Below are 25993 nucleotides of genomic sequence, written 5' to 3' on the forward strand. Positions count from 1 at the left end.
AACCAATTCTATCACGCACGATGCCGCCTAATTTCCTTTGACAGGGGCGGGGGGCATCCCTAGAATGCTGCGCCTATGTTGAATGACCCGATTCCACCTCACGTTGACCCGCGCAAATTAGCCGATCGTGGCGTAACCCTTAACGGTTCGCTGCAACTCGCTGATTTGGAAAGACTCTGCGACCCGCTTTCCGACAATGTCGGTACGGTGCAGGCGAAGTTCGATTTTGAACGAGATGAGCAGCACGTGGTGGTTATCCACAGCGAGCTGGACGTCGAAGTCAAGATGGTTTGCCAGCGTTGTCTTGAGCTGGTCACCCTGCCGATCCACAGCGAATGTACTTACGCGGTGGTGAAGGAGGGTGCGAATACCCAGTCGTTGCCGAAAGGCTATGACGTGCTGGAACTGGGCGAAGATCCTTTGGATCTGCAGGCATTGGTCGAGGAGGAGCTTTTGCTCGCCTTGCCAATCGTGCCTGCTCATCATCCGGAAGAATGCCAGCAGCCGGCGGGCGCAGACGAGCCCGAATCGAGCAAGGACGAGGTATCGCGGTCCAACCCGTTCAGTGTTTTGGCGCAGTTAAAGCGTGACCCAAACGTTTAGGAGTTAATCAATTATGGCTGTTCAGCAGAACAAAAAATCCCGCTCTGCCCGTGACATGCGCCGTTCGCACGACGCTCTGTCGGAAAACGCGCTGTCGGTAGAGAAAACCACTGGTGAAGTTCACCTGCGTCACCACGTTTCGCCAGAAGGCGTATACCGTGGTCGTAAAGTGGTTGACAAGGGCGCTGACGAGTAATCCTTGTCCGCTCAGGTCATCGCGATCGACGCAATGGGCGGGGACTTCGGTCCCCGCAGCATTGTCCAGGCTAGCATTGCCTGCCTTTCGGCTACCCCCTCGCTCCACCTGACCCTCGTCGGTCAACCCTCCCTCCTTGAAGATCTCGTCAGTGGCCTGCCAGCTGCGGATCGCGCGCGCCTGCAGATTGTCGCCGCCAGTGAGGTAATCGGTATGGACGAGCGGCCATCCCAGGCGTTACGCGGCAAGCCGGATTCGTCGATGCGCATCGCCCTCGAACTGGTGCGCGACGGAAAAGCCCAGGCCTGCGTCAGTGCCGGCAATACCGGGGCGCTGATGGCGTTGTCGCGCTTCGTGCTCAAGACCCTGCCGGGTATCGATCGGCCGGCCATGGTGGCGGCGATCCCGACCCAGACGGGTTACTGCCAACTGCTCGATCTGGGCGCGAATGTCGACTGCAGTGCCGAAAACCTCTACCAGTTCGCCGTAATGGGCTCGGTGGCCGCTCAGGCCCTGGGTGTGCACCGGCCACGCGTGGCACTGTTGAATATCGGTACCGAGGACATCAAAGGCAATCAGCAGGTCAAGCTGGCTGCCACGCTGTTGCAGAACGCCCGCGGCCTCAACTATGTCGGTTTCGTCGAAGGGGATGGCCTGTACCGGGGTGAGGCGGACGTGGTGGTGTGCGATGGTTTTGTTGGCAACATACTGCTCAAATCCAGCGAGGGCCTGGCGACGATGATCGGTGCGCGCATCGAAAAACTGTTCAAGGGCGGTGCTTTTTCCCGCATTGCCGGGGCCGTGGCCATGCCGCTGCTCAGGCGTCTGCAGGCCGACCTGGCGCCGGCGCGGCACAATGGGGCGAGCTTCCTGGGGCTGCAGGGTATCGTCATCAAGAGTCATGGCTCTGCGGGCGTGCAGGGGTTTCAGAGTGCCATCCAGCGGGCGCTGATCGAAATTCAGGAAAACCTGCCGCAGCGGCTGCACGGCCGCCTTGAAGACTTGTTGCCTTAGGCATTTCGCCGATGAAGTGCTTAAATGTGACCGCTTGGTCTGTGTTTTCATCCAAGTTTTCAGATTCCGCGCTTGGCCTCGGGCCTGGCGCACACTATCCGACGACAAGATCATAAGGGCTTGTTCAATGTCTGCATCCCTCGCATTCGTCTTTCCCGGTCAAGGTTCCCAGTCGCTGGGCATGCTCGCCGAGCTCGGCGCCGAGAAGCCAGTGATCATCGAAACCTTCAAGGAAGCGTCCGAAGCGCTCGGCTACGACCTGTGGAAGCTGGTCCAGGATGGCCCGGAAGAGCAACTTAACCAGACCGACAAGACCCAGCCGGCGATCCTCACCGCGTCCATCGCGTTGTGGCGTCTGTGGCTGGAAGAGGGCGGTGCCAAGCCTGCCTTCGTGTCCGGTCACAGCCTGGGCGAATACAGCGCCCTGGTCGCTGCAGGCAGCATCAGCCTGAAAGATGCCGTTCGCCTGGTCGAGCGCCGCGGTCAGCTGATGCAGGAAGCCGTACCGGCCGGTCATGGCGCCATGGCTGCCATTCTCGGTCTGGACGATGCCGTGGTCGTGGAGCTCTGCGCCGAAGCCGCTGAGGACGAAGTGGTCAGCGCCGTGAACTTCAACTCGCCTGGTCAGGTGGTCATCGCCGGTAACAAGGCAGCGGTAGACCGTGCCATGGAGCTGTGCAAGGCCAAAGGTGCCAAGCGCGCCCTGCCGCTGGCGGTCAGCGTTCCGTCGCACTGCGCCCTGATGAAGCCGGCCGCCGAGCGCTTTGCCGATTCGGTCAATGCCATCGAATGGAAGGCCCCGCAGATTCCGGTGGTGCAGAACGTCACTGCTGCCGTCGCCGCCGACCTCGATGCCCTCAAGCACGACCTGCTGGCACAGCTGTACCAGCCGGTACGCTGGGTCGAGTGCGTGCAGACCCTGGCCGCCAACGGTGCGGTCAACCTGGTCGAGTGTGGCCCGGGCAAGGTCCTGGCTGGCCTTAACAAGCGTTGCGCCGACGGCGTGACCACCTACAACCTCAACACCCCTGACGCCGTTGCTGCCACCCGCGCGGCACTGGCCTGATTTGGAGAAGCTTGCATGAGCCTGCAAGGTAAAGTTGCACTGGTCACCGGCGCCAGCCGTGGCATTGGCCAGGCCATCGCCCTCGAACTGGGCCGCCAGGGCGCGACCGTGATCGGCACCGCGACTTCGGCGTCCGGCGCCGAGCGCATCGCTGCCACCCTGAAAGAGCACGGCATCACCGGCACCGGCATGGAGCTGAACGTGACCAGTGCCGAATCCGTTGAAGCAGTACTGGCCGCCATTGGCGAGCAGTTCGGCGCGCCGGCCATCCTGGTCAACAACGCCGGTATCACCCGCGACAACCTCATGCTGCGCATGAAAGACGACGAGTGGTTCGATGTCATCGACACCAACCTGAACAGCCTCTACCGTCTGTCCAAGGGTGTGCTGCGTGGCATGACCAAGGCACGTTGGGGTCGTATCATCAGCATCGGCTCGGTCGTCGGTGCCATGGGTAACGCTGGTCAGGCCAACTACGCGGCTGCCAAGGCCGGCCTGGAAGGTTTCAGTCGCGCCCTGGCGCGTGAAGTGGGTTCGCGTGGCATCACCGTCAACTCGGTGACCCCGGGCTTCATCGATACCGACATGACCCGCGAGCTGCCGGAAGCTCAGCGCGAAGCCCTGCAGACCCAGATTCCGCTGGGCCGCCTTGGCCAGGCTGACGAAATTGCCAAGGTGGTTTCGTTCCTGGCTTCCGACGGCGCAGCCTACGTGACCGGCGCCACCGTGCCGGTAAACGGCGGGATGTACATGTAATACTGCAACTCAATGTGACGGGTTTCGTAAAAAAAGAGTCATACTGCGAGCCTAAAATCCGTTATAAAGCTGCAACCAGATTCCAGGCAGCGGGTGTGGTGACTAGCCTGAAGGTGCGTTTCGCTTGAAAAGCGAACGTCTTTCTATAAAATTAGCCACCGGCCAGCTGCCTGACATATATCCATTAGGAGTGAAAACTAGGTATGAGCACCATCGAAGAACGCGTCAAGAAAATCGTCGCCGAGCAACTGGGCGTCAAGGAAGAAGAAGTGACTAACTCCAAGTCCTTCGTCGATGACCTGGGTGCCGATTCGCTTGACACCGTTGAACTGGTGATGGCTCTGGAAGAGGAATTCGAGACCGAAATCCCTGACGAAGAAGCCGAGAAGATCACTACCGTTCAAGCTGCTATCGACTACGTCCTGGCCCACCAGGCCTAAGACGCTGCAGTCGACGCTACTTGTCGGGGAAAACCGCACTGCCTTCGCTGGCGTGCGGTTTTTTCTTTGCGAGCGCCTCGCATTCTTCAGGCCGCTTCGTTCACCGCGCACCAAGAGTCTGTTGCCATTGCATTCCTGCGCTTGAATGCAATGGCAAGAGACTCTGTTATTAGAAAAGGAGAGTACTGTGTCGCGTAGACGCGTCGTGGTCACCGGTATGGGTATGCTGTCGCCACTGGGTACCGATGTACCGAGCACCTGGCAGGGCATTCTGGCTGGCCGCAGTGGCATTGGTCCGATCGAACACACGGACCTGTCTGCCTACTCCACCCGTTTTGGCGGCTCGGTGAAAGGCTTCGAGGTTGAGCAGTACCTGTCGGCCAAAGAGGCCCGCAAACTCGATCTGTTCATCCAGTACGGCCTGGCGGCCGGTTTCCAGGCGGTGCGTAATGCCGGCCTGGAGGTCACCGACGCCAACCGTGAGCGTATTGGCGTGGCCATGGGCTCGGGCATCGGTGGCCTGACCAACATCGAAGAAACCAGCCGCACCCTGCACGATTCGGGGCCGCGCCGCATTTCGCCGTTCTTCGTGCCGGGTTCGATCATCAACATGATCTCCGGTTTCCTGTCGATCCACCTGGGCCTGCAGGGGCCGAACTACGCCATCGCCACCGCTTGCACCACCGGCACCCATTGCATCGGCATGGCCGCGCGCAATATCGCCTACGGTGAAGCTGACGTGATGATCGCTGGTGGCGCCGAAATGGCCGCTTGTGGTCTGGGCATGGGCGGTTTTGGCGCTTCGCGCGCGTTGTCCACCCGCAACGACGAACCCAGCCGGGCCAGCCGGCCGTGGGACAAGGGTCGTGACGGCTTTGTGTTGTCCGACGGTGCCGGAGCCCTGGTGCTCGAGGAGCTGGAGCACGCCAAGGCCCGCGGTGCGACTATCTATGCAGAGCTGGTTGGCTTTGGCATGAGCGGCGACGCCTACCACATGACCTCGCCACCCGACTCTGGCGAGGGCGCTGCCCGCTGCATGGCCAACGCTTTGCGCGATGCCGGTATCCAGCCGGAAGAAGTCAGCTACATCAACGCCCACGGCACTTCTACCCCGGCGGGCGATGTGGCCGAAGTGGCGGCGATCAAGCGCGTGTTCGGCGAGCATGCCTACAAGCTGGCGGTCAGCTCGACCAAGTCGATGACCGGTCACTTGCTGGGCGCCGCGGGCGCGGTGGAGGCGATCTTCAGCGTGCTGGCCATCAATAGCCAGATGGCCCCGCCGACCATCAACCTGGACGAGCCGGACGAGGGGTGTGACCTCGACTTCGTTCCCCACCAGGCGCGCAGCATGCCGATCGACGTGGTGCTGTCCAACTCGTTCGGCTTTGGCGGCACCAACGGCTCGCTGGTATTCCGCCGGTTTGCCGGCTGATGCACAGCTGGATCGACGGCCAGCCGGCGACTGCACTCAACCTGCAGAACCGCGGCCTGGCCTACGGCGATGGCCTGTTCGAAACCATCGCTGTGCGAGGCGCTCGGCCCAGCTTGCTGGACGGCCACCTCGCACGCTTGGCACTGGGCTGCCAGCGCCTGGCAATCAACGCCGACCTGGCGCTGGTACGCGACGAGTTGCTGCGCTATGCCAGCCAGTTGGGCGAGGGTGTCGTCAAACTCATTCTGACCCGTGGCGATAGCCAGCGTGGCTATGCGCCCGCTGTCGATGCCGCTCCGCGGCGGATCCTGCAAGGCAGCCCATTACCCCGCTATCCTGCCGAGCATGCCGAGCATGGCGTGCGCTTGTTCCCTTGCCAGACCCGGCTTGGGGAACAACCACTGCTGGCCGGCCTCAAACACCTCAACCGCCTGGAGCAGGTGCTGGCCCGTGCCGAATGGCAGGACAGCGGCCATGCCGAAGGCCTGATGCGTGACGCGCAGGGCAGGGTGATCGAAGGGGTATACAGCAATCTGTTTCTGGTGCGTGATGGCGTGCTGCTTACTGCCGACCTTAGCCGTTGCGGTGTGGCGGGAGTGATGCGTGCCGCACTGCTGGAACAGGCCCCGCTGCTGGGTATTGCGGTACAAGTCTGCGACCTGTCATTCGACGCGCTGGAGCAAGCAGATGAAGTATTTGTTTGCAATAGCGTTTACGGCATTTGGCCTGTGTGTGGCGTAGCCGCGTTAAACTGGTCGCCAGGCCCGCTCACTCGTAAACTGCAGGCCGTTGCCCGTACGTTACTGGAAACCTGAATTCGTGAGACGTAAATTCCTGCTGTTGCTGGAGATGGGCTTGATCCTTGCCGGCCTGGCGTTTGGCTGGTCGGCCTGGAAGGTCAACTCGGTCCTGGAGCAGCCCTTGCACGTCACGCAGGAACGCCTGCTCGATGTGCCCAATGGCACCAACCCCAACCGCATGTTCTACAGCATGCAACGAGAAGGGTTGCTCGACGATGCCGTCTGGTTGCGTTTGTACTGGCGCTTCAACATGGCCGGCACCCCCCTGCACACCGGCGAGTACCGTCTTACCCCAGGCATGACCGTCGAGCAGCTGTTCGACGCCTGGCGCCGTGCCGACGTGGTGCAGTACAACCTCACTCTGGTCGAAGGCTGGACCTTCCGCCAGGTGCGCGCGGCCGTGGCCAAGCATGAAAAGATCAAGCATACCCTTGATGGCTTGTCGGATGCCGAGGTCATGGACAAGCTCGGCCATACCGGCGTATTCCCCGAAGGCCGCTTCTTCCCCGACACGTACCGCTTCGTGCGGGGTATGAGCGATGTCGAGTTGCTGCAGCAGGCCTACATGCGCCTGGACGAAGTGCTGGCCAAGGAGTGGGCCGAGCGTTCCACAGACCTGCCGTATCGTGACCCTTACCAGGCGCTGATCATGGCCTCTCTGGTCGAAAAGGAAACCGGCATTCCGCAGGAGCGCGGGCAGATCGCCGGCGTCTTCGTGCGGCGCATGCGCCTGGGTATGATGCTGCAGACCGATCCGACGGTTATCTATGGCATGGGTGAACGCTACAACGGCAAGATCACCCGCGCCGACCTGCGCGAGCCTACGCCCTACAACACCTACACCATGACCGGCCTGCCGCCGACCCCGATCGCCATGGTTGGCCGCGAGGCGATTCATGCGGCGCTGAACCCGTCCAATGGCACCAGTCTTTACTTCGTCGCCCGCGGCGACGGCAGCCATGTGTTCTCCGACGACCTCGACGGCCACAACTCGGCGGTGCGCGAATTCCAGCTCAAGCGCCGGTCGGACTACCGCTCCAGCCCCGCGCCGCAGCAAGAGGCAAAGCCAAGTGCCGATGATGCCGAGCAGGCGTCGGGCGCCGATGACGCGCAGCGCCCTGAGCCCGCTCCCGAGGAAGCGCCTGCGCAGGATGCCCCTGTCGGCGGTGCGCAAGCGGCCGAGCGGCCGATGCCTGACGAACAACATTAAGGACTGCCTGTGAGCGGCTTGTTTATTACTTTGGAAGGCCCCGAAGGTGCGGGCAAGAGCACCAACCGCGACTACCTGGCCGCGCGCCTGCGCGAGCACGGCCTGGACGTGGTGCTGACCCGTGAGCCAGGCGGCACGCCGCTGGCGGAAAAGGTGCGTGAACTGTTGCTGGCCCCGAGCGACGAAGGCATGGCGGCCGACACCGAGCTGCTGCTGGTGTTCGCCGCTCGCGCCCAACACCTGGCGCAGGTGATCCGTCCGGCGCTGGCCCGCGGGTCTGTGGTGCTGTGTGACCGTTTCACGGACGCTACCTATGCCTATCAGGGCGGCGGTCGTGGCTTGTCGGTCGAGCGTATCGCTGCCCTGGAGCAGTTCGTCCAGGGCAACCTGCGCCCGGACCTGACCCTGGTCTTCGACCTGCCGGTAGAAGTCGGCCTTGCCCGAGCCGCCGCCCGTGGCCGCCTGGACCGATTCGAACAGGAAGGACAGGCCTTCTTCGAAGCGGTGCGCCAGGCGTACCTGCAGCGCGCCCAGGGTGCGCCACAGCGCTACAGCTTGCTCGATGCAGCACAATCCCTGGAGGCTGTGCAGCGTGACATTGATGCACTGCTGCCAGGCATTCTGGAGCGTTGCCGTGGCTGAGGCCTACCCTTGGCAGCAGGCGCTGTGGCAGCAACTGGCCGGTCGCGGCCGGCACGCCCACGCTTATCTGCTGCATGGGCCGCAGGGTATTGGCAAGCGGGCCCTGGCCGAGCGTCTGATGGCGCGCCTGTTGTGCCAACAGCCGCAGGGCCTGGACGCTTGTGGGGCGTGTAAGTCGTGCCTGTTGCTCAAGGCCGGCAGCCACCCGGACAACTTCGTCCTCGAGCCTGAGGAGGCTGACAAGCCGATCAAGGTCGACCAGGTCCGTGAACTGGTGGCCTTTGTGGTACAAACCGCGCAGCTGGGCGGGCGCAAGGTGGTGTTGATCGAGCCGGTGGAGGCGATGAATGTCAACGCCTCCAACGCCCTGCTCAAAAGCCTTGAAGAACCTTCCGGTGATACCGTGTTGTTGCTGGTTACGCACCAGCCCAGCCGCCTGTTGCCGACGATCAAGAGCCGCTGCCAGCAGGTCGTCTGTCCGCAGCCCAGCCTGGCCCAGAGCCAGGCATGGCTGGCTGGCGCGTTACCCGACTGCGACGAGGTCGAGCGCGATGAGTTGCTGACGCTGGCCGCGGGTTCGCCATTGATGGCGGTCAACTTGCAGGCGCAGGGTGTGCGCGAGCAACGTGCGCTGGTTACTGACGGGGTGAAGAAGCTGCTCAAGCAGCAGCAATCGCCCAGCCAGCTGGCCGATGCCTGGAGCGGTGTGCCGTTGTTACTGCTGTTCGACTGGTTTTGCGATTGGTCGCACCTGATCCTGCGCTACCAGTTGACCCAGGACGAGGAAGGGTTAGGCTTGGCCGATATGCGCAAGGTCGTGCAGTACCTGGCGCAGAAGAGCCGCCAGACCAAGGTGCTGGAGGTGCAGGCATGGATCCTCGAGCAGCGCCAGAAGGTGCTGGGCAAGGCCAACCTCAACCGTGCCTTGTTGCTTGAATCGCTGCTGGCTCACTGGCTGCAACTGCCGGGTGCCCGCTGATTTTCCATCTTTCATGTGTGCCGTTATCCCATGCTCGTAGATTCCCATTGCCACCTCGACCGTCTTGACCTCAGTGCCCACCAGGGCTCCCTTGATGCTGCCCTGCAGGCGGCGCGTGAGCGTGGGGTTGGGCATTTCTTGTGCATTGGCGTCAGTGCCGAGAATGCGGGTGCAGTGAAGGCGCTGAGCGAGCAGTACGCTGACGTCGATTGCTCGGTGGGCGTGCACCCGCTGGACCTGGCCCCTGGCGAAACCCCGGCGTTGGAATGGCTGTTGCGCGAATTGGCCCACCCGCATGTGGTGGCGATTGGTGAAACCGGGCTGGATTACCACTACGAGCCGGAGGCTGCGGAGCTCCAGCAGGCCTCGTTCCGCCTGCACCTGGAGGCCTCCAGGCAGACTGGCAAGCCGGTGATCGTGCATACCCGGGCGGCGCGCGCCGATACCCTGGCGCTGCTGCGTGAGGCCAACCTGCCGCAGGCTGGCGTGCTGCACTGCTTTACCGAGGACTGGGACATGGCCAAGGCCGCGCTGGACCTGGGCTATTACATCTCGCTGTCTGGAATCGTGACCTTCCGCAATGCCGATGCGTTGCGTGAAGTGGCGCGGCAGGTGCCGGTCGACCGCCTGCTGGTAGAGACCGATTCGCCGTACCTGGCGCCGATTCCGCACCGGGGCAAGCCGAACCTGCCGCAGTATGTGCGGGAGGTGGCGGAGTATGTGGCTTCCCTGCGTGGGGCCAGTTATGAGCAACTGGCCGAGCAGACTACCGCCAACTTCAAGCGGCTGTTCCCGTTGGCGCGTGTGGATTGATTCACCGGGGTTGGAGATTGCGTGAGGGTCACAAGGTGCCTGCCACAGCCCTTGCAGCGCCTGTGAGATCGAGCGCCGCCCGCGCGGCGCTCGATCTCACAGGCGCTGAAAATCTTGCGTCACGCACCTGACAGCCGTCACACCATCCTCCCCACAAAAACACAAAAAAAAACCCGGGTTCTGGGGGAGGAATCCGGGTTAAGACCATTAGGAGTAAAACAAAGGTACGCGGTCCCTGAGCACCTTTATCGGCGCGCCACTGGGGGGGATGCGCCGCGCCAACACTTCAAGTATTGGTCAGGTTTGGCGCAGTGCCAGTGCATAGTGGACGTTTTTTAAACAGATTTGGAATACGCCAACGTTTCATTCCTCCCGCAGCGCATGGCAGTATGCATCGTGAAACACAGACATGTGTGGATGATCCGTGCAATTTCCCGCAAGTTAGGCATAATAAACCGCTTCGATTGTCATCCAGTCCTTCCCATGCAGAAAGAACCTCGTAAGGTCCGTGAGTTTCGCCGTCGCGAACAGGAAATCCTCGATACCGCGCTCAAGCTGTTTCTCGAGCAAGGTGAAGACAGCGTCACTGTCGAGATGATCGCCGACGCCGTGGGCATCGGCAAAGGCACGATCTACAAGCACTTCAAGTCCAAGGCGGAGATCTACCTTCGCCTGATGCTCGATTACGAGCGTGACCTGAACGAGCTGTTGCACTCGGCCGACGTCGACCGTGACAAGGAAGCCCTGTCGCGCGCCTACTTCGAGTTCCGCATGCGCGACCCGCAGCGCTACCGGCTGTTCGACCGCCTTGAAGAAAAGGTGGTCAAGGGCAACCAGGTGCCGGAAATGGTCGAGCAGTTGCACAGCATCCGTGCTTCCAACTTCGATCGCCTGACCCTGTTGATAAAGGGCCGTATCAGTGAAGGCAAACTCGAAGACGTGCCACCGTATTTCCATTACTGCGCTGCCTGGGCGCTGGTGCACGGCGCTGTAGCGCTGTACCACTCGCCATTCTGGAGCAATGTGCTGGAGGATCAGGAAGGCTTCTTCCAGTTCCTGATGGATATTGGCGTGCGGATGGGCAACAAGCGCAAGCGCGACCCGGAACCCTCGAACTGAGCATTGCACGGAACTGCGCGGGCCCTGTGGCAGCGGGCGCGCCTGCGAACACGGGCGCAGCCGGTGCCAGCCACTGCGTTTGATTCTTCGCGGGCACGCCCGCTCCCACAAGTACTGCGTCGTGGGTTCTCTACTCGGCAGCGCAGTCTGAAGCGTTCGGCTATCGCTTGAACATTCGGCATTGTTCATTGGGGCTTGCAAAAACCTGATTTATGAGTCAGGTTTTGCCAGCCCCTTCATCCATGCCGGAGTCATTCATGATTGTCGATCGTCAAGGCAGGCGCTTTCGTAACCTGCGCGTCAGCCTGACGGCTGCCTGCAACTACGCCTGTACCTACTGCGTACCTGACGGCAAGCGGTTGGTGGCGGCGCAGGACGAGCTGTCAGCGGATGCCTTGGCCCGTGGCGTGGCCTACCTGATCGAAGCTGCCGGTATCGAGCGCCTGCGCATTACTGGCGGTGAGCCATTGGTTAGCCCGCGTCTGGATGCCTTTCTGGCTGCCGTGGCCAAACTCGACCTTGACGACATCTCGCTGACCACCAATGGCCAGTTGCTGGCGCGCAAGTTGTCGCAACTGCAGGCGGCCGGGATTCGTCGGCTGAACGTTTCCCTCGACACCCTCGACCCCCTGGCTTTCCGCCAGATTGCCCGTGGCGGCGACCTGGGTACTGTGCTGGACGGAATGGAGCGGGCGAGCGCCCTGGGCATGCGAATCAAGGTCAACATGGTGCCGATGCGAGGGAAAAACCTCGATCAGGTACTGCCGCTGCTGGATTACTGCCTCGCGCGCGGCTTCGAACTGCGCTTCATCGAACTGATGCGCATGGGGCACCTGGCCCACGATCGTAACGCCTTTCTCCAACAGTTTGTCGGCCTCGACCAACTGCTTGCGCTGATCGGTGGCCAGTATGCCTACGCCCAGGTGGATGCGCCGCTGGACGCCACTGCCATGCGTTACCACATTCCCGGCAGGGGCCACTTTGGCGTTATCGCCAACGAAAGCGTGCCGTTTTGCCGTACCTGCTCGCGGCTGCGCCTGTCTTCCACGGGCTGGCTGCATGGCTGCCTGTCGTCTGGTAACCGGCACTTCGTCGGCGACCTGCTGGAAAAGCCGCGTCATCAGGCGTTGCCGGCCTTGCAGCGGTTGTTGGTCAAGGCATTGGCAGACAAACAGGACCTGGCCTTTTCCGGCGGCGTGACGGTCATGAAAGTGATCGGTGGCTGAAGCTGGCGCAAAAGCTGCATCCGCCGGCTATTCGCCGGTTTTTCGTCGCCGGCCACTGGAGGAAAGATGCGTAGCCTGGTCTTGCTGCTGGCGCTGATGGCGCTGGGCGGCTGCATGAATGTCAGTGATATGGGCGAGGGTGTCCGCTATCACATGAGCGATGCCGGTCTGCTGGACCACAGCGAAACCCGTCGCACCTTGTCGATCCGCCTGCAGCCTGATTCATTCATTTTCATTGGCCAAGGTGCGTTCGTGCCGCCGGGCAAGGGGCCGGTGCCTCGGCAGAATGCAGTGGCCCAGCAGGCCTTCAAGAGCTTTGTCGAATACTTCCCGATGGTGCGTCGCGCCCAGGGCCCGCTGGGCCTGGAAGAGGCCATTGCCCAGGCGCGCTCGGTAGGCGCCGACTACCTGCTGTACACCCGCTTCGCGCGTACCGACGATCGCATCGGCAATGGTGACGAGTGGTATGACGAGCAGGCCGTCGACCGCTTGGGCTGGGACACTGGCGTGGTGCAGATGATGCTGATAGAAACCAATACCCGCTACCTGATCGATACCGCGCGCATCAAGAGCCGTGGCGGTTTGTTGACGTTCCACGACAACACCCCGGAGGATTTGCTTGGCGCGCCGATGCGCGAGTACGCTCGTAGTCTCCTGGGCATGAGTGAATGAGGCAAGCGTGATGAGTGACTCCGGCAAGGCCAATGACCTTCTGGCGCAGATCCCCAAGGCCAAGGGGCTGCCGCCGGTGCACCTGTGGAACCCGGATTTCTGTGGTGACATCGACATGCGCATCGCCCGTGATGGCACCTGGTACTACCTGGGCACGCCGATCGGGCGCAAGCCGATGGTGCGGCTGTTCTCGACCATCATTCGCCGCGATGGCGATGACTATTTCCTGATCACCCCGGTAGAGAAAGTCGGCATTCGTGTCGACGATGCGCCGTTCGTGGCCGTGCTGCTGGAAGTGCAGGGGGAAGGCGAACAGCAGGTGCTGCGCTTTACCAGCAATGTCGAGGACCAGGTCGAGGCCGGGCCGGATAACCCCCTGCGGGTGGTGATCGACCCGGTGACGCAGGAGCCATCACCGTATGTGCTGATGCGCAGCAACCTGGAGGCGCTGATACATCGCAATGTGTTTTACCAACTGGTGGAGCTGGCGGTGCCGCGTGTGATCGATGGTGAGGAATGGCTTGGGGTGTGGAGCCGGGGGGAGTTTTACCCGATCGGGCGCAGTGATTGAGGCCTCTGTTGGCGATGCCGGCTTCTTCGCGGGTAAACCCGGTCCTGCACACGCATTGGTGATTCGGCACAGGCCGTTGGCGCCGGGTCACCCGTGAATGGGCCGGGCCTGCTGGCCAATCTCCGCCCGCCGTTCACCGTTGCTGGCCAATAATTTCAGCGCAACGAAAAAGCCCCCGGTTGCTTGCGCATCCGGGGGCTTCTTCAATGTCTGGCTCCGCGACCTGGACTCGAACCAGGGACCCAATGATTAACAGTCATTTGCTCTACCGACTGAGCTATCGCGGAATCTGCGCGTATCTTACTGATTGCCCGGGAGAAGTCAACCCACCCCCAGGCAAAACAATGAGTTACAGCACTTCCACGATAGCTTTGGTCACCACGTGGATGTTGCTCTGGTTCAGCGCGGCCACCGCGATACGGCCGGTGTCCAGGGCATAAATGCCGAAATCGTTCTTCAGGCGGGCGACCTGTTCAACGGTCAGGCCCGAGTAGGAGAACATGCCGACCTGGCGGCCAACGAAGCTGAAGTCGCGGTTGGCACCGTATTCGGCCAGCAGCGATACCATCTGTTTGCGCATGCCGTGGATACGCTCGCGCATTTCGGCCAGTTCGGTTTCCCACATCTGGCGCAGCTCTGCGCTGTTCAGCACGGTGGCAACAATGGTTGCGCCGTGGGTTGGCGGGTTGGAGTAGGTGGTGCGGATCACGCGCTTGACCTGCGACAGCACGCGGGTGCTCTCGTCCTTGGAGGCGGTGACGATCGACAGTGCGCCGACGCGCTCGCCGTACAGCGAGAACGATTTGGAGAACGAGCTGGAAACAAAGAACTCCAGGCCCGACTCGGCGAACAGGCGCACGGCGAAGGCGTCTTCGGCGATACCGTCACCAAAGCCCTGGTAGGCCATGTCGAGGAACGGCACGTGGCCCTTGGCCTTGACCACTTCCAGGACGTTCTTCCAGTCGTCCAGGTTCAGGTCGACACCCGTCGGGTTGTGGCAGCAGGCGTGCAGCACCACGATCGAGCCGGACGGCAGGGCGTTGAGGTCTTCGAGCATGCCAGCGCGGTTGACGTCGTTGGTCGGCGCATCGTAGTAGCGGTAGTTCTGCACCGGGAAGCCGGCCGATTCGAACAGCGCACGGTGGTTTTCCCAGCTCGGGTCGCTGATGGCAACCACGGCGTTTGGCGAGAGGCGCTTGAGGAAGTCGGCGCCGATCTTCAGCGCGCCAGTACCACCGACGGCCTGCACGGTGACCACGCGGCCAGCGGCCAGCAGTGGCGACTCGGCGCCGAACAGCAGCTTCTGCACAGCCTGGTCGTAGGTGGCGATGCCGTCGATCGGCAGGTAGCCGCGCGAAGCGTGCTGGGCGGCACGCTGGGTTTCGGCTTCGATCACGGCGCGCAGCAGCGGAATGCGGCCTTCCTCATTGCAATACACGCCTACGCCCAGGTTGACCTTGTCGGTACGTGGGTCGGCGTTGAATGCTTCGTTGAGGCCCAGAATAGGGTCGCGGGGTGCCAGCTCGACAGCGGAAAACAGGCTCATTGTTACCTTGGCTCTGATTGGAGTGTGATAGGGCGTACACGCTCCAGCCGAATGCACTGAAGCGGTGCACAAACGGGGAGTCAGTATAGTGATACCGACCGGTCACCGCGACACTCTGGCGCAGCTTTTAGGGCTATTTGCGCAAATATTTTTCGACCATTGGTCCAATTGCCGTGTCCACCGTTGCACACGCCCACTCCTGTGCCTTGAAAGCGCCCCCGAACGGGCGCATTTGGGTATAGACTACTGGCTAAATTTACAGCTGCTGCACCGCGAGGTCCTTCATGTCCGAGTTCCAGCTCGTCACACGTTTCCAGCCGGCCGGCGACCAGCCCGAGGCTATCCGCCAGTTGGTCGAAGGCATCGAGGCGGGGTTGTCGCACCAGACGCTGCTCGGGGTGACTGGCTCGGGCAAGACCTTCAGTATTGCCAACGTCATCCAGCAGGTGCAGCGCCCGACGCTGGTGCTGGCGCCCAACAAGACGCTGGCCGCGCAGTTGTACGGGGAGTTCAAGGCGTTCTTCCCCAATAACGCGGTGGAGTACTTCGTTTCCTATTACGACTACTACCAGCCAGAAGCCTACGTGCCGTCGTCAGACACCTTCATCGAGAAGGACGCCTCGATCAACGACCACATCGAGCAGATGCGCTTGTCGGCGACCAAGGCGCTGCTGGAGCGGCGTGACGCGATCATCGTGACCACTGTGTCGTGCATCTACGGCCTGGGCAGCCCCGAGACCTACCTGAAAATGGTCCTGCACGTGGACCGTGGCGACAAGCTCGACCAGCGCGCGCTGCTGCGCCGCCTGGCCGACCTGCAGTACACCCGCAACGAAATGGACTTTGCCCGTGCCACTTTCCGGGTACGCGGCGACGTGATCGACATCTTCCCGGCCGAATCGGATCTGGAAGCCATCCGTATCGAACTGTTCGACGATGAAGTGGAGAACATCGCCGCTTTCGATCCGTTGACCGGTGAGGTTTTCCGCAAGCTGCCACGTTTCACTTTCTACCCCAAGAGCCACTACGTCACCCCGCGGGAAACCCTGCTGGAAGCAGTGGAGGGCATCAAGGACGAACTGAAAGAGCGTCTGGAATACCTGCACAAGGCCAACAAGCTGGTCGAAGCGCAGCGCCTGGAGCAACGCACCCGCTTCGATCTGGAGATGATCCTCGAACTGGGCTACTGCAACGGCATCGAAAACTACTCGCGTTACCTGTCCGGGCGCCCGGCCGGGGCGCCGCCGCCCACCCTTTACGATTACCTGCCGCCCGATGCGCTGCTGGTGATCGACGAATCCCACGTCAGCGTTCCGCAGGTCGGTGCCATGTACAAGGGCGACCGTTCACGCAAGGAGACCCTGGTCGAGTACGGCTTCCGCATGCCTTCAGCGCTGGACAACCGGCCGATGCGTTTCGACGAGTGGGAGGATGTCAGCCCGCAGACCATTTTCGTTTCGGCCACCCCGGGCCCCTACGAGGCTGAGCATGCCGGGCGCGTGGTGGAGCAGGTGGTGCGCCCGACCGGGCTGGTCGACCCGCAGGTAGAGGTGCGCCCGGCGTTGACCCAGGTCGACGACCTGCTGTCCGAGATCCGCAAGCGTGTCGCGGCAGGCGAGCGAGTGCTGGCGACCACGTTGACCAAACGCATGGCCGAGGACCTCAGCGATTACCTGGCCGACCACGACGTGCGGGTACGCTACCTGCACTCGGACATCGATACGGTGGAGCGGGTGGAAATTATCCGCGACCTGCGCCTGGGCACCTTCGACGTGCTGGTGGGCATCAACCTGCTGCGCGAGGGCCTGGACATGCCCGAGGTGTCGCTGGTGGCCATCCTCGATGCGGACAAGGAAGGTTTTCTGCGTTCCGAGCGCTCCCTGATCCAGACCATTGGCCGCGCGGCACGTAACCTCAATGGCCGGGCCATTCTGTACGCCGATAACGTAACAGGCTCCATGCAGCGAGCCATCGACGAAACCGAGCGCCGCCGCGAGAAGCAGATCGCCTTCAACGAAGCCAACGGCATCGTGCCCAAGGGCGTGGTCAAGGACATCGCCGACATCATGGAGGGTGCCACCGTGCCCGGTGCGCGCAGCAAGAAGCGCAAGGGCATGGCCAAGGCGGCGGAGGAGAGCGCCCGTTACGAGGCCGAACTGCGTACGCCGGGCGAGATCACCAAGCGCATCAAGCAGCTGGAAGAGAAAATGATGCAGTTCGCCCGCGACCTGGAGTTCGAAGCTGCGGCGCAGTTGCGTGACGAGATTGCGCAGCTGCGGGAGCGGTTGATTAGCAGCTGAAGCCGGGCGCGGGCCCTGTGGGAGCGGGCGTGCCCGCGAAGAATTCAACGCGGTGGCTGGCACCGGCTGCGCCGGTGTTCGCGGGCATGCCCGCTCCCACAGGGACCGCATCTAATCTGTAATAGCCTCAATGGGCTTCCCCAGCCTTCAGCCCCTCCGGCAACTTGCGGGTCAGCAACACCGCCACCATGCTCACCGCCAACCCAATTCCGACAAAGTGGAAGGCATCGTTGTACGCCATGATCATGGCCTGTTGGTGGGTAATCTCGCTAAGTTTGCCCAGCGCTGCATTGTCACTGCCCAACCGTTCCGCCAATTGCGCCAGCCGCTCAGCCACCTGCGGGTTGCTCGGCACCACCGATTCGCGCAGGTAGTCGAAATACACCTTGGTCCGCGCATCCAGCAGGGTGGCCAGCAAGGCAATACCAATCGCGCCACCGAGGTTACGCAGAATATTGAACAGGCTCGACGCGGACCCGGCATCCTGTTGTTGGATATACGCGGTGGCAATCAGCGAGATGGTCACCATGATCATCGGCTGGCCCAGGGCGCGGATGATCTGGATATGGTTGAACTGCGGCCCGGCAAAGTCCGGGTTGAGCACCCCCGAACCGAAACTGGCAGCGCCGAACAAGCAAAACCCCAGCGCGCATAGTACCTTGGGCGATATCACCTTCATCAGTTGCGGCACCAGCGGGATCAGGAACAGCTGCGGAATCCCCATCCACATGATCACCTCGCCAATCTGCAAGGCGTTGTAACCCTGTACCTGCGCCAGGTACAGCGGTAGCAGATAGATCGACCCGTACAGGCCCACGCCCATGCCCAGGCTGGCGATGCTCGACAGGCCAAAGTTGCGGTTGCCGAGGATGCGCAGGTTGATCAGTGGGTGTGGCTTGGAAAACTGCAGGATGACGAAGGTGATCAGGCTGACCAGGGCAACGCTGCCCAGGCCGACGATCAGGTGCGACTCCAGCCAGTCCTTGCGATGGCCTTCCTCGAGAAACACCTGCAGGCAGCCCAACCCAAGGCCGAGGGTGACGATCCCGGCGTAATCGGTACTTTTCAGCAGCTCCCAGTGCGCCTCCTTCTTCTCAAGCCCGTATAACAAGCCGGCGATCATTAGCAGGCCCGGCGGGATATTGATGTAGAAGATGTACTCCCAGCCCCAGTTCTCGGTCAGCCAGCCGCCCAGGGTGGGGCCGATGGAGGGGGCGAAAGTGGCGGTCATGGCGAACATCGCCATGCCTTTGGCGCGGTGGTGTTCGGGCAGCTTGATCAGGGTCAGGGTAAAGGCCAGCGGGATCAGCGCGCCGCCGGTGAAGCCCTGCAGGGCGCGGAAAAGGATCATGCTCTCCAGGTTCCAGGCCATCGAACATAGCAGCGACGACAGCAGGAAGCCGCCGGATACCCACACTGCCAGGCGCCGCGCCGACAGCAGCTGCACCAACCAGGCTGTTAGCGGGATCATGATGATTTCCGCTACCAGGTAAGAGGTGGAAATCCATGAGCCTTCTTCCAGGGTCGCCGACAGGGCGCCCTGGATGTCCTTCAACGAGGAGTTGGTGATCTGGATGTCCAGCACTGCCATGAAGGCGCCGAGCATCACGCTCATCACTGCGATCCAGTCGCGCCGGGTTGGCTCCGCCGTGGGGCGGAGCAGTTGGTCACCGGCCATTGTGGCTTTCGTCTTCGCTGCGCAGGTCGACAGTGGCGGTCACCGACATGCCGGGGCGAATACGCCCATGCAACGGGTTGTCGGCGCGGAACGTGAGTTTTACCGGGATGCGCTGCACAACTTTGGTGAAGTTACCGGTGGCGTTGTCCGGTGGCAGCAGGCTGAACTGCGCACCGGATGCGGCGAACAGGCTGTCCACCCGGCCTTCGATCGGTGTGTCTGGGTAGCTGTCGAACAGCAGCTCTGCGCGCTGGCCGGGGTGCATGCGGCCGATCTGGGTTTCCTTGAAGTTGGCCTGCACCCAGATGTCTTCATCCGGCACGATCGACAGCAGGTAGGCACCGGCCTGCACCACCTGGCCATCGCGCGCACTACGCTGGCCGATGGTGCCGCTGATCGGTGCATGGATTTCGCAGCGGGTCAGGTTCAGCTCGGCCTGGGCCAGGTCGGTGCGGGCATTGGCGATTTGCGCATCGAGGCGCTTGAGTTCGGCGTTCAGGCTCGTGACCTGCTGACGCTGGCTTTGCAGGTCGGCGCGGGCCTTGTCGACCTGGGAGCCGGCGACATGGCTGTCCGCCGACAGGGTAGTGACCCGCTCTTCGGAGACAAAACCCGGTTTGCGCAGCTTCTCCGCGCGGCTCAGGTCCAGCCGCGAGCGGTCGAACGTGGCCTGGGTGGCCGCCAACTGGGCCTGGCCGGCGGCAATCAGGCTGCCTTGTTGGGTGAGGCGGCTTTGCGCTTGCGCATACTCGGCTTCGCGGGTGGCCAGGGCGGCACGGGCGCGTTCGACCGCCAGCTCGAAGTCGGCGGCTTCCAGGCGCACCAGCAAGCTACCCTTGCTGACGTGCTGGTTGTCCTCGACCGGCACTGTTTCGATACGTGCGCCGAGCTGGCTGGAGATACGGGTGATCTCGCCCTGCACGTAGGCGTTGTCGGTGCTTTCGTAGAAGCGGCCCTTGAAGTACCAGTGGGCCAGGAAGGCAAGGGCAATGATGGCCACCAGGGTGAAGAAGATCGTCAGGCGGCGTTTGAGTTGGGCAGGCATGGGGACTATCGTTCCAGAAATGTAAACAAATTTAACAGCGGCGCCGGGCCTGTCGACAAGTGACGTTCGCGCCATTGCTGGAGCCCGGTGCCCGCCTCCTGCTAACATCCCGCCTTTGTTTCATCTTTCGTTCGAGACTCTCCATGACCACCGTACGCACGCGTATTGCGCCATCGCCTACCGGCGACCCCCATGTCGGCACTGCCTACATCGCCCTGTTCAACTACTGCTTTGCCAAGCAGCACGGCGGTGAGTTCATCCTGCGCATCGAAGACACCGATCAGCTGCGCTCCACGCGCGAGTCGGAGCAACAGATCTTCGACGCTCTGCGCTGGCTTGGCATCGAATGGAACGAAGGCCCGGATGTCGGCGGCCCGCATGGCCCTTACCGGCAGAGCGAGCGTGGCGAAATCTACGCCAAGTACGCCAAGGAACTGGTAGACGCCGGCCACGCCTTCTACTGCTTCTGCACCGCCGAAGAGCTGGAGCAGATGCGTGCCGAGCAGCAGGCCCGCGGCGAAACCCCGCGTTACGATGGCCGTGCGTTGCTGATGAGCGCCGAAGAAGTGCAGCGCCGCCTGGACGCTGGCGAGCCGCACGTGATCCGCATGAAGGTGCCGAGCGAAGGCATCTGCGTGGTACCGGACATGCTGCGCGGCGATGTCGAGATCCCGTGGGACCGCATGGACATGCAGGTACTGATGAAGAACGACGGCCTGCCGACGTACTTCCTGGCCAACGTGGTCGACGACCACCTGATGGGCATCACCCACGTGCTGCGTGGGGAAGAGTGGCTGCCATCGGCGCCCAAGCTGATCAAACTGTACGAGTACTTCGGCTGGGAGCAGCCCAAACTGTGCTACATGCCGCTGCTGCGCAACCCGGACAAATCCAAACTGTCCAAGCGCAAGAACCCGACCTCGGTCACCTTCTATGAGCGCATGGGCTTCATGCCTGAAGCGATGCTCAACTATCTTGGCCGCATGGGCTGGTCGATGCCTGACGAGCGCGAGAAGTTCTCGCTGGCCGAAATGGTCGAGCACTTCGACCTGTCGCGTATCTCGCTGGGCGGCCCGATCTTCGACATCGAGAAGCTGTCCTGGCTCAACGGCCAGTGGCTGCGCGAGCTGCCGGTAGAGGAATTCGCCGCACGCCTGCAGAAATGGGCGTTCAACAGCGACTACATGATGAAGATTGCCCCGCACGTGCAGGGCCGGGTAGAAACCTTCAGCCAGGTTGCCCCGTTGGGCGGGTTCTTCTTCGAAGGCGCGCTCAAGCTGGACGCCAAGCTGTTCGAAAGCAAGAAACTGTCGGCCGACCAGGTGCGCCAGGTGATCCAGCTGATCCTGTGGAAGCTTGAAAGCCTGCGCCAGTGGGAAAAAGAGCGCATCACCGGTTGCATCCAGGCCGTGGTCGAGGCGCTGGAGCTGAAGCTGCGTGACGCCATGCCGCTGATGTTCGCCGCCATCACCGGCCAGGCCAGCTCGGTTTCGGTGCTGGACGCCATGGAAATCCTCGGTCCCGACCTGACCCGCTACCGCCTGCGCCAGGCCTTGGACCTGCTGGGTGGGGTGTCGAAGAAAGAAAACAAAGAGTGGGAAAAGCTGTTGGCTTCCATTGCCTGATTCAGCTTTGCACCTAACCTGTGGGAGCGGGCGTGCCCGCGAATGCAATGGTAAATTCAATACCGCATTTGCGGGCACGCCCGCTCCCACAGGCCAACTAAGCCCCAAAAAACCGGGGCAGGGCGGTAAGTGATTGTTATCTGTGAAAAATTTTTTGAATATTTTTGAAAATTAGTTTGACAGCCCTGCAATCCGATCTTAATATGCGCCCCGTCCACAGCGATGAACGAAAACGAAACGCTAGCCACCCAGCCAGCGGTTCAGTTCAAAGCGACATTGTGGGGCTATAGCTCAGCTGGGAGAGCGCCTGCATGGCATGCAGGAGGTCAGCGGTTCGATCCCGCTTAGCTCCACCAAATTCCGCTTAGCAGCCAAGGCTGATAAGCAAGACCGGGTCCAGCAACCGGGTCTTGAAGGTAAGAAGGTTCGTCCCCTTCGTCTAGTGGCCTAGGACACCGCCCTTTCACGGCGGTAACAGGGGTTCGAGTCCCCTAGGGGACGCCAGTTTTACACAAGCGATGTTGGTATGTCGCTGGGCCGCGAGGCTAGAAATCCGGGGCTATAGCTCAGCTGGGAGAGCGCCTGCATGGCATGCAGGAGGTCAGCGGTTCGATCCCGCTTAGCTCCACCAATTTTGCCGCGGTTCGCGTTAGCGGATCGGCACGAAGGTTACGTCCCCTTCGTCTAGTGGCCTAGGACACCGCCCTTTCACGGCGGTAACAGGGGTTCGAGTCCCCTAGGGGACGCCACTTTTCCTGCGTTTTGCAGGGCTTAAAAAGGCTCGTCGATTATTGATGAGCCTTTTGTTTCGGGGCTATAGCTCAGCTGGGAGAGCGCCTGCATGGCATGCAGGAGGTCAGCGGTTCGATCCCGCTTAGCTCCACCATTTCTGCCAGGGTTCACACGAGTGGATCTTCGCGAAGGTTACGTCCCCTTCGTCTAGTGGCCTAGGACACCGCCCTTTCACGGCGGTAACAGGGGTTCGAGTCCCCTAGGGGACGCCACGTTTACCCGCGTTTTGCGGGACTTTAAAGGCTCATTCGCTTATTGAATGGGCCTTTTGTTTTTTCCTTCCCCAATAATTTTCCCTCCGACAAGCGGTCGCAGGTTCTGCTTGCCAAAAAATATGATGAGAATAATATTTCGGTCATCATATTTTGTTTGGTGCGTGCCCGATGAGCGACAAGAAGAGCAGAACCCGCGAACGCATTCTGGAGGCTGCGCGCACTGCGCTGATCCAGCACGGCCCGGCCGAGCCCAGCGTCAGCCAGGTGATGGGTGCGGCAGGCCTGACCGTCGGCGGCTTCTACGCACACTTCGACAGCAAGGACGAGCTGATGCTCGAGGCGTTCCGCCAATTGTTGGGTGAGCGCCGAGCCTTGCTCGCCCAGATCGACCCCAGTCTCGATGGCGCCGGGCGGCGAGCGCTGGCTGGCGCCTTCTACCTCTCGCGCAAGCACCGGGACTGCGAAGTGCATGCTTGCCCGCTGCCTAACGCGTTGGGCGAAATGCAGCGCCTGCCGGAGGTCTTCCGCGAGGTGCTGGCCGAGCACATCGAGTTGATGACTGCCGCGATGGTTGACCGCCCTGAGGATGCCGACAAAGCGCTGGCCGACCTGGCCCTGATGGTTGGGGGGCTGGCGCTGGCCCGGGCCTTGGGGACCAGTGACCTGTCTGACCGTATTCTGCGCGCCGCCAAATCGGCGGTGCTTTAAACCTGGAGCATGGCGATGACCACCCTGAGCTGGATTCGCGGTGTCAATGGCACCTTGGGCCGCCTGGCCCCCGAGCATGTCGCGGGCAAGATGCGCCGAGCCTTCATGACTCCGCGCAACCTGCCGCCGCGGGATTGGGAGCTGCCTGTGCTGGCCAGCGCCGAGCGCATTACGCTGCGCTTCGGTCTGTCTGCCTTGCGCTGGGGTCAAGGGCCGACCGTGCTGCTGATGCACGGTTGGGAGGGGCGCCCGACGCAGTTTGCCGCCTTGATCGAGACCTTGGTTCAGGCGGGGCATACGGTGGTGTCGCTGGAAGGGCCTGGGCATGGTCGTTCGCCTGGCGAGCAAGCGAATGTGGTGCTGTTTGCCCGGGCGCTGCTTGAGGCTGCGGCTGAGTTGCCGCCCTTGCGTGCAGTCATTGGCCATTCCATGGGTGGGGCGAGCGTGCTGCTGGCTTTGCAGATGGGGCTGCGTACAGAGGCGGCTGTCAGCATTGCAGCGCCGGCGCGGTTGCTCGGTGTGTTGCGTGGTTTTGCCCATCGCCTGGGGCTGCCAGCCCGGGCACGGGCAGCGTTCATTCGCCAGATCGAGCGCGATGTGGGCATGCAGATTGCGCGGCTGGATGTCACGGGTTACCAGCTGGAGCTGCCGGGGCTGGTGGTGCATGCTGCCGATGATGCTCTCGTGTCCGCAGATGAGGCACATGTCATCCACAAGGCCTGGTTCGACAGCCGGCTGATGCTGCTGGAAGAGGGTGGTCACCAGCGAGTGCTGGCCGACCCGCGGCTGAGTGAAGCCGTGCTCGAATTGCTGGCTCGGGCTGAGGCGGTCAGTGTCGGCGCGGCTTCAGCGGCGAATATCGGCATCGCCGCCGGGGCCATCCGCCGCGGTGTCTGATTCGCGGGCAAGCCCGCCCCTCTAACGACTGCCTCAGGCTCAAGGGGGCTGGACATTGCCCCGCAGATCGCTGCTAAATCGCCTTTTGCGCCAAGGAAGCGAAAATGAGCTGGGACCTGGCAACACCCTTCGTCATCGACCTGCGCGTCGGCAGCGAGGACATCGACGGCCTTGGCCACGCCAACAATGCGGTCTACGTGACCTGGCTTGAGCGTTGCGCCTGGCGCCATTCCCAGCGCCTGGGGCTGGACCTGGCCGAATACCGGCGCCTTGACCGGGCGATGGCCGTGGTGCGCCACGAAATCGACTACCTGGCCGCTGCCTATGAGGACGACGAGCTGCAACTGGCCACCTGGATCATTGACTGGGACCAGCGCCTGCGCATGACCCGGCGTTTTCAGCTCAAGCGCCCGCGCGATGGTGTGACACTGCTGCGCGCGCAAACCACCTTTGCCTGCATCGAGCTGTCCAGCGGCAAGCCCAGGCGCATGCCGGCGGAATTCGTCGAGGGTTACGGTCCGGCGCTGATCGGTGCCTGAGTCGCCGGCAATTTTTGTTAAACTGCCGGCTTTTTCCGCTGAGACCCCGACATGCAAATTGCCCTGGCCCCCATGGAGGGGCTGGTCGACAACATCCTGCGCGACGTATTGACCCGCGTGGGCGGTATCGACTGGTGCGTCACCGAGTTCATTCGCGTGTGCGACCGTCTGTTGCCGGCGTCCTCGTTCCACAAGCTGGCGCCTGAGCTGCGCCAGGGCGCGCGCACCGCTTCCGGTGTGCCCATGCGTGTGCAATTGCTGGGTTCGGACCCGGTATGCCTGGCGGAAAACGCCGCACTGGCTTGCGAGCTTGGGGCGCCGGTGATCGACCTGAACTTCGGTTGCCCGGCAAAGACAGTGAACAAGTCGCGAGGTGGTGCGGTACTGCTCAAAGAGCCAGAGTTGCTGCACGCCATTGTGCGTGAGGTGCGGCGTGCAGTACCGGCGAATATCCCGGTGACCTCGAAGATGCGCCTGGGCTTTGACAGCCCCGACGGGGCGCTGGAGTGCGCCACGGCGCTGGCCGAGGGCGGTTCGGCACATCTGGTGGTGCACGCGCGGACCAAGGTTGAGGGCTACAAGCCGCCAGCGCACTGGGAGTGGGTGGCGCGGGTACAGGATGTGGTCAAGGTGCCGGTGTTCGCCAATGGCGAGATCTGGACGGTTGATGACTGGCGGCGTTGCCGCGAGGTCAGTGGCGCTGAAGACATCATGCTCGGGCGTGGGCTGGTATCGCGCCCGGACCTGGGTCTGCAGATTGCAGCGGCGCGGGACGGGCGCGACTATCAGCCGATGAGCTGGCAGGACTTGTTGCCTCTGTTGCGTGAGTTCTGGTGTCAGGCTCAGGCCAAATTGTCGCCGCGTTATGCGCCGGGGCGGATGAAGCAGTGGCTGGCGATGCTGACTCGCAGTTACCCTGAAGCGGTGGTGTTGTTTGCCGAGTTGCGCCGGGAAGATGACTGCGCGCGGATCAGCCGGTTGCTGGGGGTAGAGGCTCAAGCCCTGGAGGCTTGCGTCGCCTGAGCAGGTCTCTGGTACTGCACCTGTAGGAGCGGGTTTACCCGCGAAAGGGCCGGCCCTGCTGGCCAATCTCCACCCGCCGCTCAGCG

The 25993-nt window shown here is 62.2% G+C and carries 25 protein-coding genes and 7 tRNA genes; 28 read left to right on the forward strand and 4 right to left on the reverse strand.

Annotation, left to right across the window (positions count from 1 at the left end):
• The first annotated feature begins 75 nt into the window (after positions 1–75).
• From ACF8RA_RS22230 to ACF8RA_RS22305, 16 genes are all read left to right on the forward strand, one after another.
• Positions 76–603, forward strand: coding sequence for a YceD family protein (locus ACF8RA_RS22230; RefSeq protein ID WP_010952934.1), 528 nt, complete (start codon positions 76–78; stop codon positions 601–603).
• Positions 604–616: 13 nt separating this feature from the next.
• Complete coding sequence (rpmF, locus tag ACF8RA_RS22235) at positions 617–799, forward strand: 50S ribosomal protein L32 (protein WP_003247154.1); 183 nt, start codon at positions 617–619, stop codon at positions 797–799.
• Between the two features lie 3 nt (positions 800–802).
• Positions 803–1813: a phosphate acyltransferase PlsX gene (plsX, locus tag ACF8RA_RS22240; RefSeq protein WP_339444543.1), complete on the forward strand. Its 1011-nt coding sequence runs from the start codon at positions 803–805 to the stop codon at positions 1811–1813.
• A gap of 127 nt (positions 1814–1940) precedes the next feature.
• Positions 1941–2879, forward strand: coding sequence for an ACP S-malonyltransferase (gene fabD / locus ACF8RA_RS22245; RefSeq protein WP_129933675.1), 939 nt, complete (start codon positions 1941–1943; stop codon positions 2877–2879).
• Positions 2880–2894: 15 nt separating this feature from the next.
• Complete coding sequence (gene fabG / locus ACF8RA_RS22250) at positions 2895–3635, forward strand: 3-oxoacyl-ACP reductase FabG (RefSeq protein WP_003247160.1); 741 nt, start codon at positions 2895–2897, stop codon at positions 3633–3635.
• 203 nt (positions 3636–3838) lie between these two features.
• Positions 3839–4075, forward strand: a complete 237-nt coding sequence (gene acpP / locus ACF8RA_RS22255; RefSeq protein WP_021784983.1) for an acyl carrier protein — start codon at positions 3839–3841, stop codon at positions 4073–4075.
• A 187-nt stretch (positions 4076–4262) separates the two neighbouring features.
• Positions 4263–5507 (forward strand): beta-ketoacyl-ACP synthase II, encoded by a 1245-nt coding sequence (fabF, locus tag ACF8RA_RS22260; RefSeq protein ID WP_010952938.1) that lies wholly within the window; start codon positions 4263–4265, stop codon positions 5505–5507.
• The gene (gene pabC, locus ACF8RA_RS22265) at positions 5507–6322 is read left to right on the forward strand and encodes an aminodeoxychorismate lyase (RefSeq protein ID WP_209964427.1); all 816 of its coding nucleotides are present in this window, start codon (positions 5507–5509) and stop codon (positions 6320–6322) included. Before fabF ends, pabC begins: the two co-directional genes overlap by 1 nt.
• Positions 6323–6326: 4 nt before the next feature.
• Positions 6327–7517, forward strand: a complete 1191-nt coding sequence (gene mltG, locus ACF8RA_RS22270) for an endolytic transglycosylase MltG (protein WP_176685462.1) — start codon at positions 6327–6329, stop codon at positions 7515–7517.
• Positions 7518–7526: 9 nt separating this feature from the next.
• On the forward strand, positions 7527–8159 hold the full coding sequence (gene tmk, locus ACF8RA_RS22275; protein WP_176685463.1) for a dTMP kinase: 633 nt from the start codon (positions 7527–7529) through the stop codon (positions 8157–8159).
• A complete protein-coding gene (locus ACF8RA_RS22280; RefSeq protein ID WP_392462101.1) occupies positions 8152–9138 on the forward strand; it encodes a DNA polymerase III subunit delta' in 987 nt (328 codons plus the stop codon). Before tmk ends, ACF8RA_RS22280 begins: the two co-directional genes overlap by 8 nt.
• A gap of 30 nt (positions 9139–9168) precedes the next feature.
• Positions 9169–9951, forward strand: coding sequence for a TatD family hydrolase (locus tag ACF8RA_RS22285; RefSeq protein ID WP_392487628.1), 783 nt, complete (start codon positions 9169–9171; stop codon positions 9949–9951).
• A 483-nt stretch (positions 9952–10434) separates the two neighbouring features.
• Positions 10435–11070: a TetR/AcrR family transcriptional regulator gene (locus ACF8RA_RS22290; protein ID WP_021784990.1), complete on the forward strand. Its 636-nt coding sequence runs from the start codon at positions 10435–10437 to the stop codon at positions 11068–11070.
• A 257-nt stretch (positions 11071–11327) separates the two neighbouring features.
• On the forward strand, positions 11328–12296 hold the full coding sequence (locus ACF8RA_RS22295; protein ID WP_392487629.1) for a GTP 3',8-cyclase MoaA: 969 nt from the start codon (positions 11328–11330) through the stop codon (positions 12294–12296).
• A gap of 66 nt (positions 12297–12362) precedes the next feature.
• Positions 12363–12968: a DUF4823 domain-containing protein gene (locus ACF8RA_RS22300; protein ID WP_176685754.1), complete on the forward strand. Its 606-nt coding sequence runs from the start codon at positions 12363–12365 to the stop codon at positions 12966–12968.
• 10 nt (positions 12969–12978) lie between these two features.
• Positions 12979–13539 carry a DUF1285 domain-containing protein gene (locus ACF8RA_RS22305; RefSeq protein WP_392519582.1) on the forward strand — a complete coding sequence of 187 codons (561 nt, stop codon included), beginning with the start codon at positions 12979–12981 and terminating at the stop codon, positions 13537–13539.
• Positions 13540–13750: 211 nt separating this feature from the next.
• Here the strand turns inward: ACF8RA_RS22305 and ACF8RA_RS22310 are convergent.
• A tRNA-Asn gene (locus ACF8RA_RS22310) sits at positions 13751–13826 on the reverse strand.
• 62 nt (positions 13827–13888) lie between these two features.
• Positions 13889–15085, reverse strand: a complete 1197-nt coding sequence (locus ACF8RA_RS22315) for an amino acid aminotransferase (protein WP_176685752.1) — start codon at positions 15083–15085, stop codon at positions 13889–13891.
• Between the two features lie 284 nt (positions 15086–15369).
• On the opposite strand from ACF8RA_RS22315, the gene uvrB reads away from it, so the two are divergent.
• Entirely contained in the window at positions 15370–17385 is a 2016-nt protein-coding gene (gene uvrB / locus ACF8RA_RS22320) for an excinuclease ABC subunit UvrB (RefSeq protein ID WP_176685751.1), read from the forward strand.
• A gap of 127 nt (positions 17386–17512) precedes the next feature.
• On the opposite strand, the gene ACF8RA_RS22325 is transcribed toward uvrB, so the two are convergent.
• Entirely contained in the window at positions 17513–19003 is a 1491-nt protein-coding gene (locus tag ACF8RA_RS22325) for an MDR family MFS transporter (RefSeq protein WP_176685756.1), read from the reverse strand.
• A gap of 49 nt (positions 19004–19052) precedes the next feature.
• The gene (locus tag ACF8RA_RS22330) at positions 19053–20108 is read right to left on the reverse strand and encodes an HlyD family secretion protein (RefSeq protein WP_392487630.1); all 1056 of its coding nucleotides are present in this window, start codon (positions 20106–20108) and stop codon (positions 19053–19055) included.
• 143 nt (positions 20109–20251) lie between these two features.
• Here ACF8RA_RS22330 and gltX point away from each other — a divergent pair, with 143 nt between their 5' ends.
• From gltX to ACF8RA_RS22385, 11 genes are all read left to right on the forward strand, one after another.
• Positions 20252–21733 carry a glutamate--tRNA ligase gene (gene gltX / locus ACF8RA_RS22335; protein WP_010952995.1) on the forward strand — a complete coding sequence of 494 codons (1482 nt, stop codon included), beginning with the start codon at positions 20252–20254 and terminating at the stop codon, positions 21731–21733.
• Positions 21734–22013: 280 nt separating this feature from the next.
• A tRNA-Ala gene (locus ACF8RA_RS22340) sits at positions 22014–22089 on the forward strand.
• Positions 22090–22161: 72 nt separating this feature from the next.
• Positions 22162–22237 (forward strand) — tRNA-Glu (locus ACF8RA_RS22345).
• 51 nt (positions 22238–22288) lie between these two features.
• Positions 22289–22364 (forward strand) — tRNA-Ala (locus ACF8RA_RS22350).
• Positions 22365–22406: 42 nt separating this feature from the next.
• A tRNA-Glu gene (locus tag ACF8RA_RS22355) sits at positions 22407–22482 on the forward strand.
• A 61-nt stretch (positions 22483–22543) separates the two neighbouring features.
• Positions 22544–22619: transfer RNA gene (locus tag ACF8RA_RS22360), tRNA-Ala, on the forward strand.
• 42 nt (positions 22620–22661) lie between these two features.
• Positions 22662–22737 (forward strand) — tRNA-Glu (locus ACF8RA_RS22365).
• A gap of 171 nt (positions 22738–22908) precedes the next feature.
• A complete protein-coding gene (locus tag ACF8RA_RS22370) occupies positions 22909–23448 on the forward strand; it encodes a TetR/AcrR family transcriptional regulator (RefSeq protein WP_176685749.1) in 540 nt (179 codons plus the stop codon).
• Between the two features lie 15 nt (positions 23449–23463).
• On the forward strand, positions 23464–24345 hold the full coding sequence (locus ACF8RA_RS22375) for an alpha/beta fold hydrolase (RefSeq protein WP_392487631.1): 882 nt from the start codon (positions 23464–23466) through the stop codon (positions 24343–24345).
• Positions 24346–24449: 104 nt separating this feature from the next.
• A complete protein-coding gene (locus ACF8RA_RS22380; protein ID WP_003247186.1) occupies positions 24450–24884 on the forward strand; it encodes a thioesterase family protein in 435 nt (144 codons plus the stop codon).
• Positions 24885–24935: 51 nt separating this feature from the next.
• Positions 24936–25907, forward strand: coding sequence for a tRNA-dihydrouridine synthase (locus ACF8RA_RS22385; protein WP_176685747.1), 972 nt, complete (start codon positions 24936–24938; stop codon positions 25905–25907).
• Positions 25908–25993 lie beyond the last annotated feature (86 nt).

The organism is Pseudomonas sp. FYR_5 (assembly GCF_043106315.1).
Classification (GTDB): Bacteria; Pseudomonadota; Gammaproteobacteria; order Pseudomonadales; family Pseudomonadaceae; genus Aquipseudomonas; species Aquipseudomonas putida_Y.

Coding starts and splice junctions, on each gene's coding strand:
- ACF8RA_RS22230 (WP_010952934.1), top strand. CDS start 76: ATGTTGAATGACCCGATTCCACCTCACGTTGACCCGCGCAAATTAGCC.
- rpmF (WP_003247154.1), top strand. CDS start 617: ATGGCTGTTCAGCAGAACAAAAAATCCCGCTCTGCCCGTGACATGCGC.
- fabD (WP_129933675.1), top strand. CDS start 1,941: ATGTCTGCATCCCTCGCATTCGTCTTTCCCGGTCAAGGTTCCCAGTCG.
- fabG (WP_003247160.1), top strand. CDS start 2,895: ATGAGCCTGCAAGGTAAAGTTGCACTGGTCACCGGCGCCAGCCGTGGC.
- acpP (WP_021784983.1), top strand. CDS start 3,839: ATGAGCACCATCGAAGAACGCGTCAAGAAAATCGTCGCCGAGCAACTG.
- pabC (WP_209964427.1), top strand. CDS start 5,507: ATGCACAGCTGGATCGACGGCCAGCCGGCGACTGCACTCAACCTGCAG.
- ACF8RA_RS22285 (WP_392487628.1), top strand. CDS start 9,169: ATGCTCGTAGATTCCCATTGCCACCTCGACCGTCTTGACCTCAGTGCC.
- ACF8RA_RS22290 (WP_021784990.1), top strand. CDS start 10,435: ATGCAGAAAGAACCTCGTAAGGTCCGTGAGTTTCGCCGTCGCGAACAG.
- ACF8RA_RS22295 (WP_392487629.1), top strand. CDS start 11,328: ATGATTGTCGATCGTCAAGGCAGGCGCTTTCGTAACCTGCGCGTCAGC.
- ACF8RA_RS22300 (WP_176685754.1), top strand. CDS start 12,363: ATGCGTAGCCTGGTCTTGCTGCTGGCGCTGATGGCGCTGGGCGGCTGC.
- ACF8RA_RS22305 (WP_392519582.1), top strand. CDS start 12,979: ATGAGTGACTCCGGCAAGGCCAATGACCTTCTGGCGCAGATCCCCAAG.
- ACF8RA_RS22315 (WP_176685752.1), bottom strand. CDS start 15,085: ATGAGCCTGTTTTCCGCTGTCGAGCTGGCACCCCGCGACCCTATTCTG.
- uvrB (WP_176685751.1), top strand. CDS start 15,370: ATGTCCGAGTTCCAGCTCGTCACACGTTTCCAGCCGGCCGGCGACCAG.
- ACF8RA_RS22330 (WP_392487630.1), bottom strand. CDS start 20,108: ATGCCTGCCCAACTCAAACGCCGCCTGACGATCTTCTTCACCCTGGTG.
- gltX (WP_010952995.1), top strand. CDS start 20,252: ATGACCACCGTACGCACGCGTATTGCGCCATCGCCTACCGGCGACCCC.
- ACF8RA_RS22370 (WP_176685749.1), top strand. CDS start 22,909: ATGAGCGACAAGAAGAGCAGAACCCGCGAACGCATTCTGGAGGCTGCG.
- ACF8RA_RS22375 (WP_392487631.1), top strand. CDS start 23,464: ATGACCACCCTGAGCTGGATTCGCGGTGTCAATGGCACCTTGGGCCGC.
- ACF8RA_RS22380 (WP_003247186.1), top strand. CDS start 24,450: ATGAGCTGGGACCTGGCAACACCCTTCGTCATCGACCTGCGCGTCGGC.
- ACF8RA_RS22385 (WP_176685747.1), top strand. CDS start 24,936: ATGCAAATTGCCCTGGCCCCCATGGAGGGGCTGGTCGACAACATCCTG.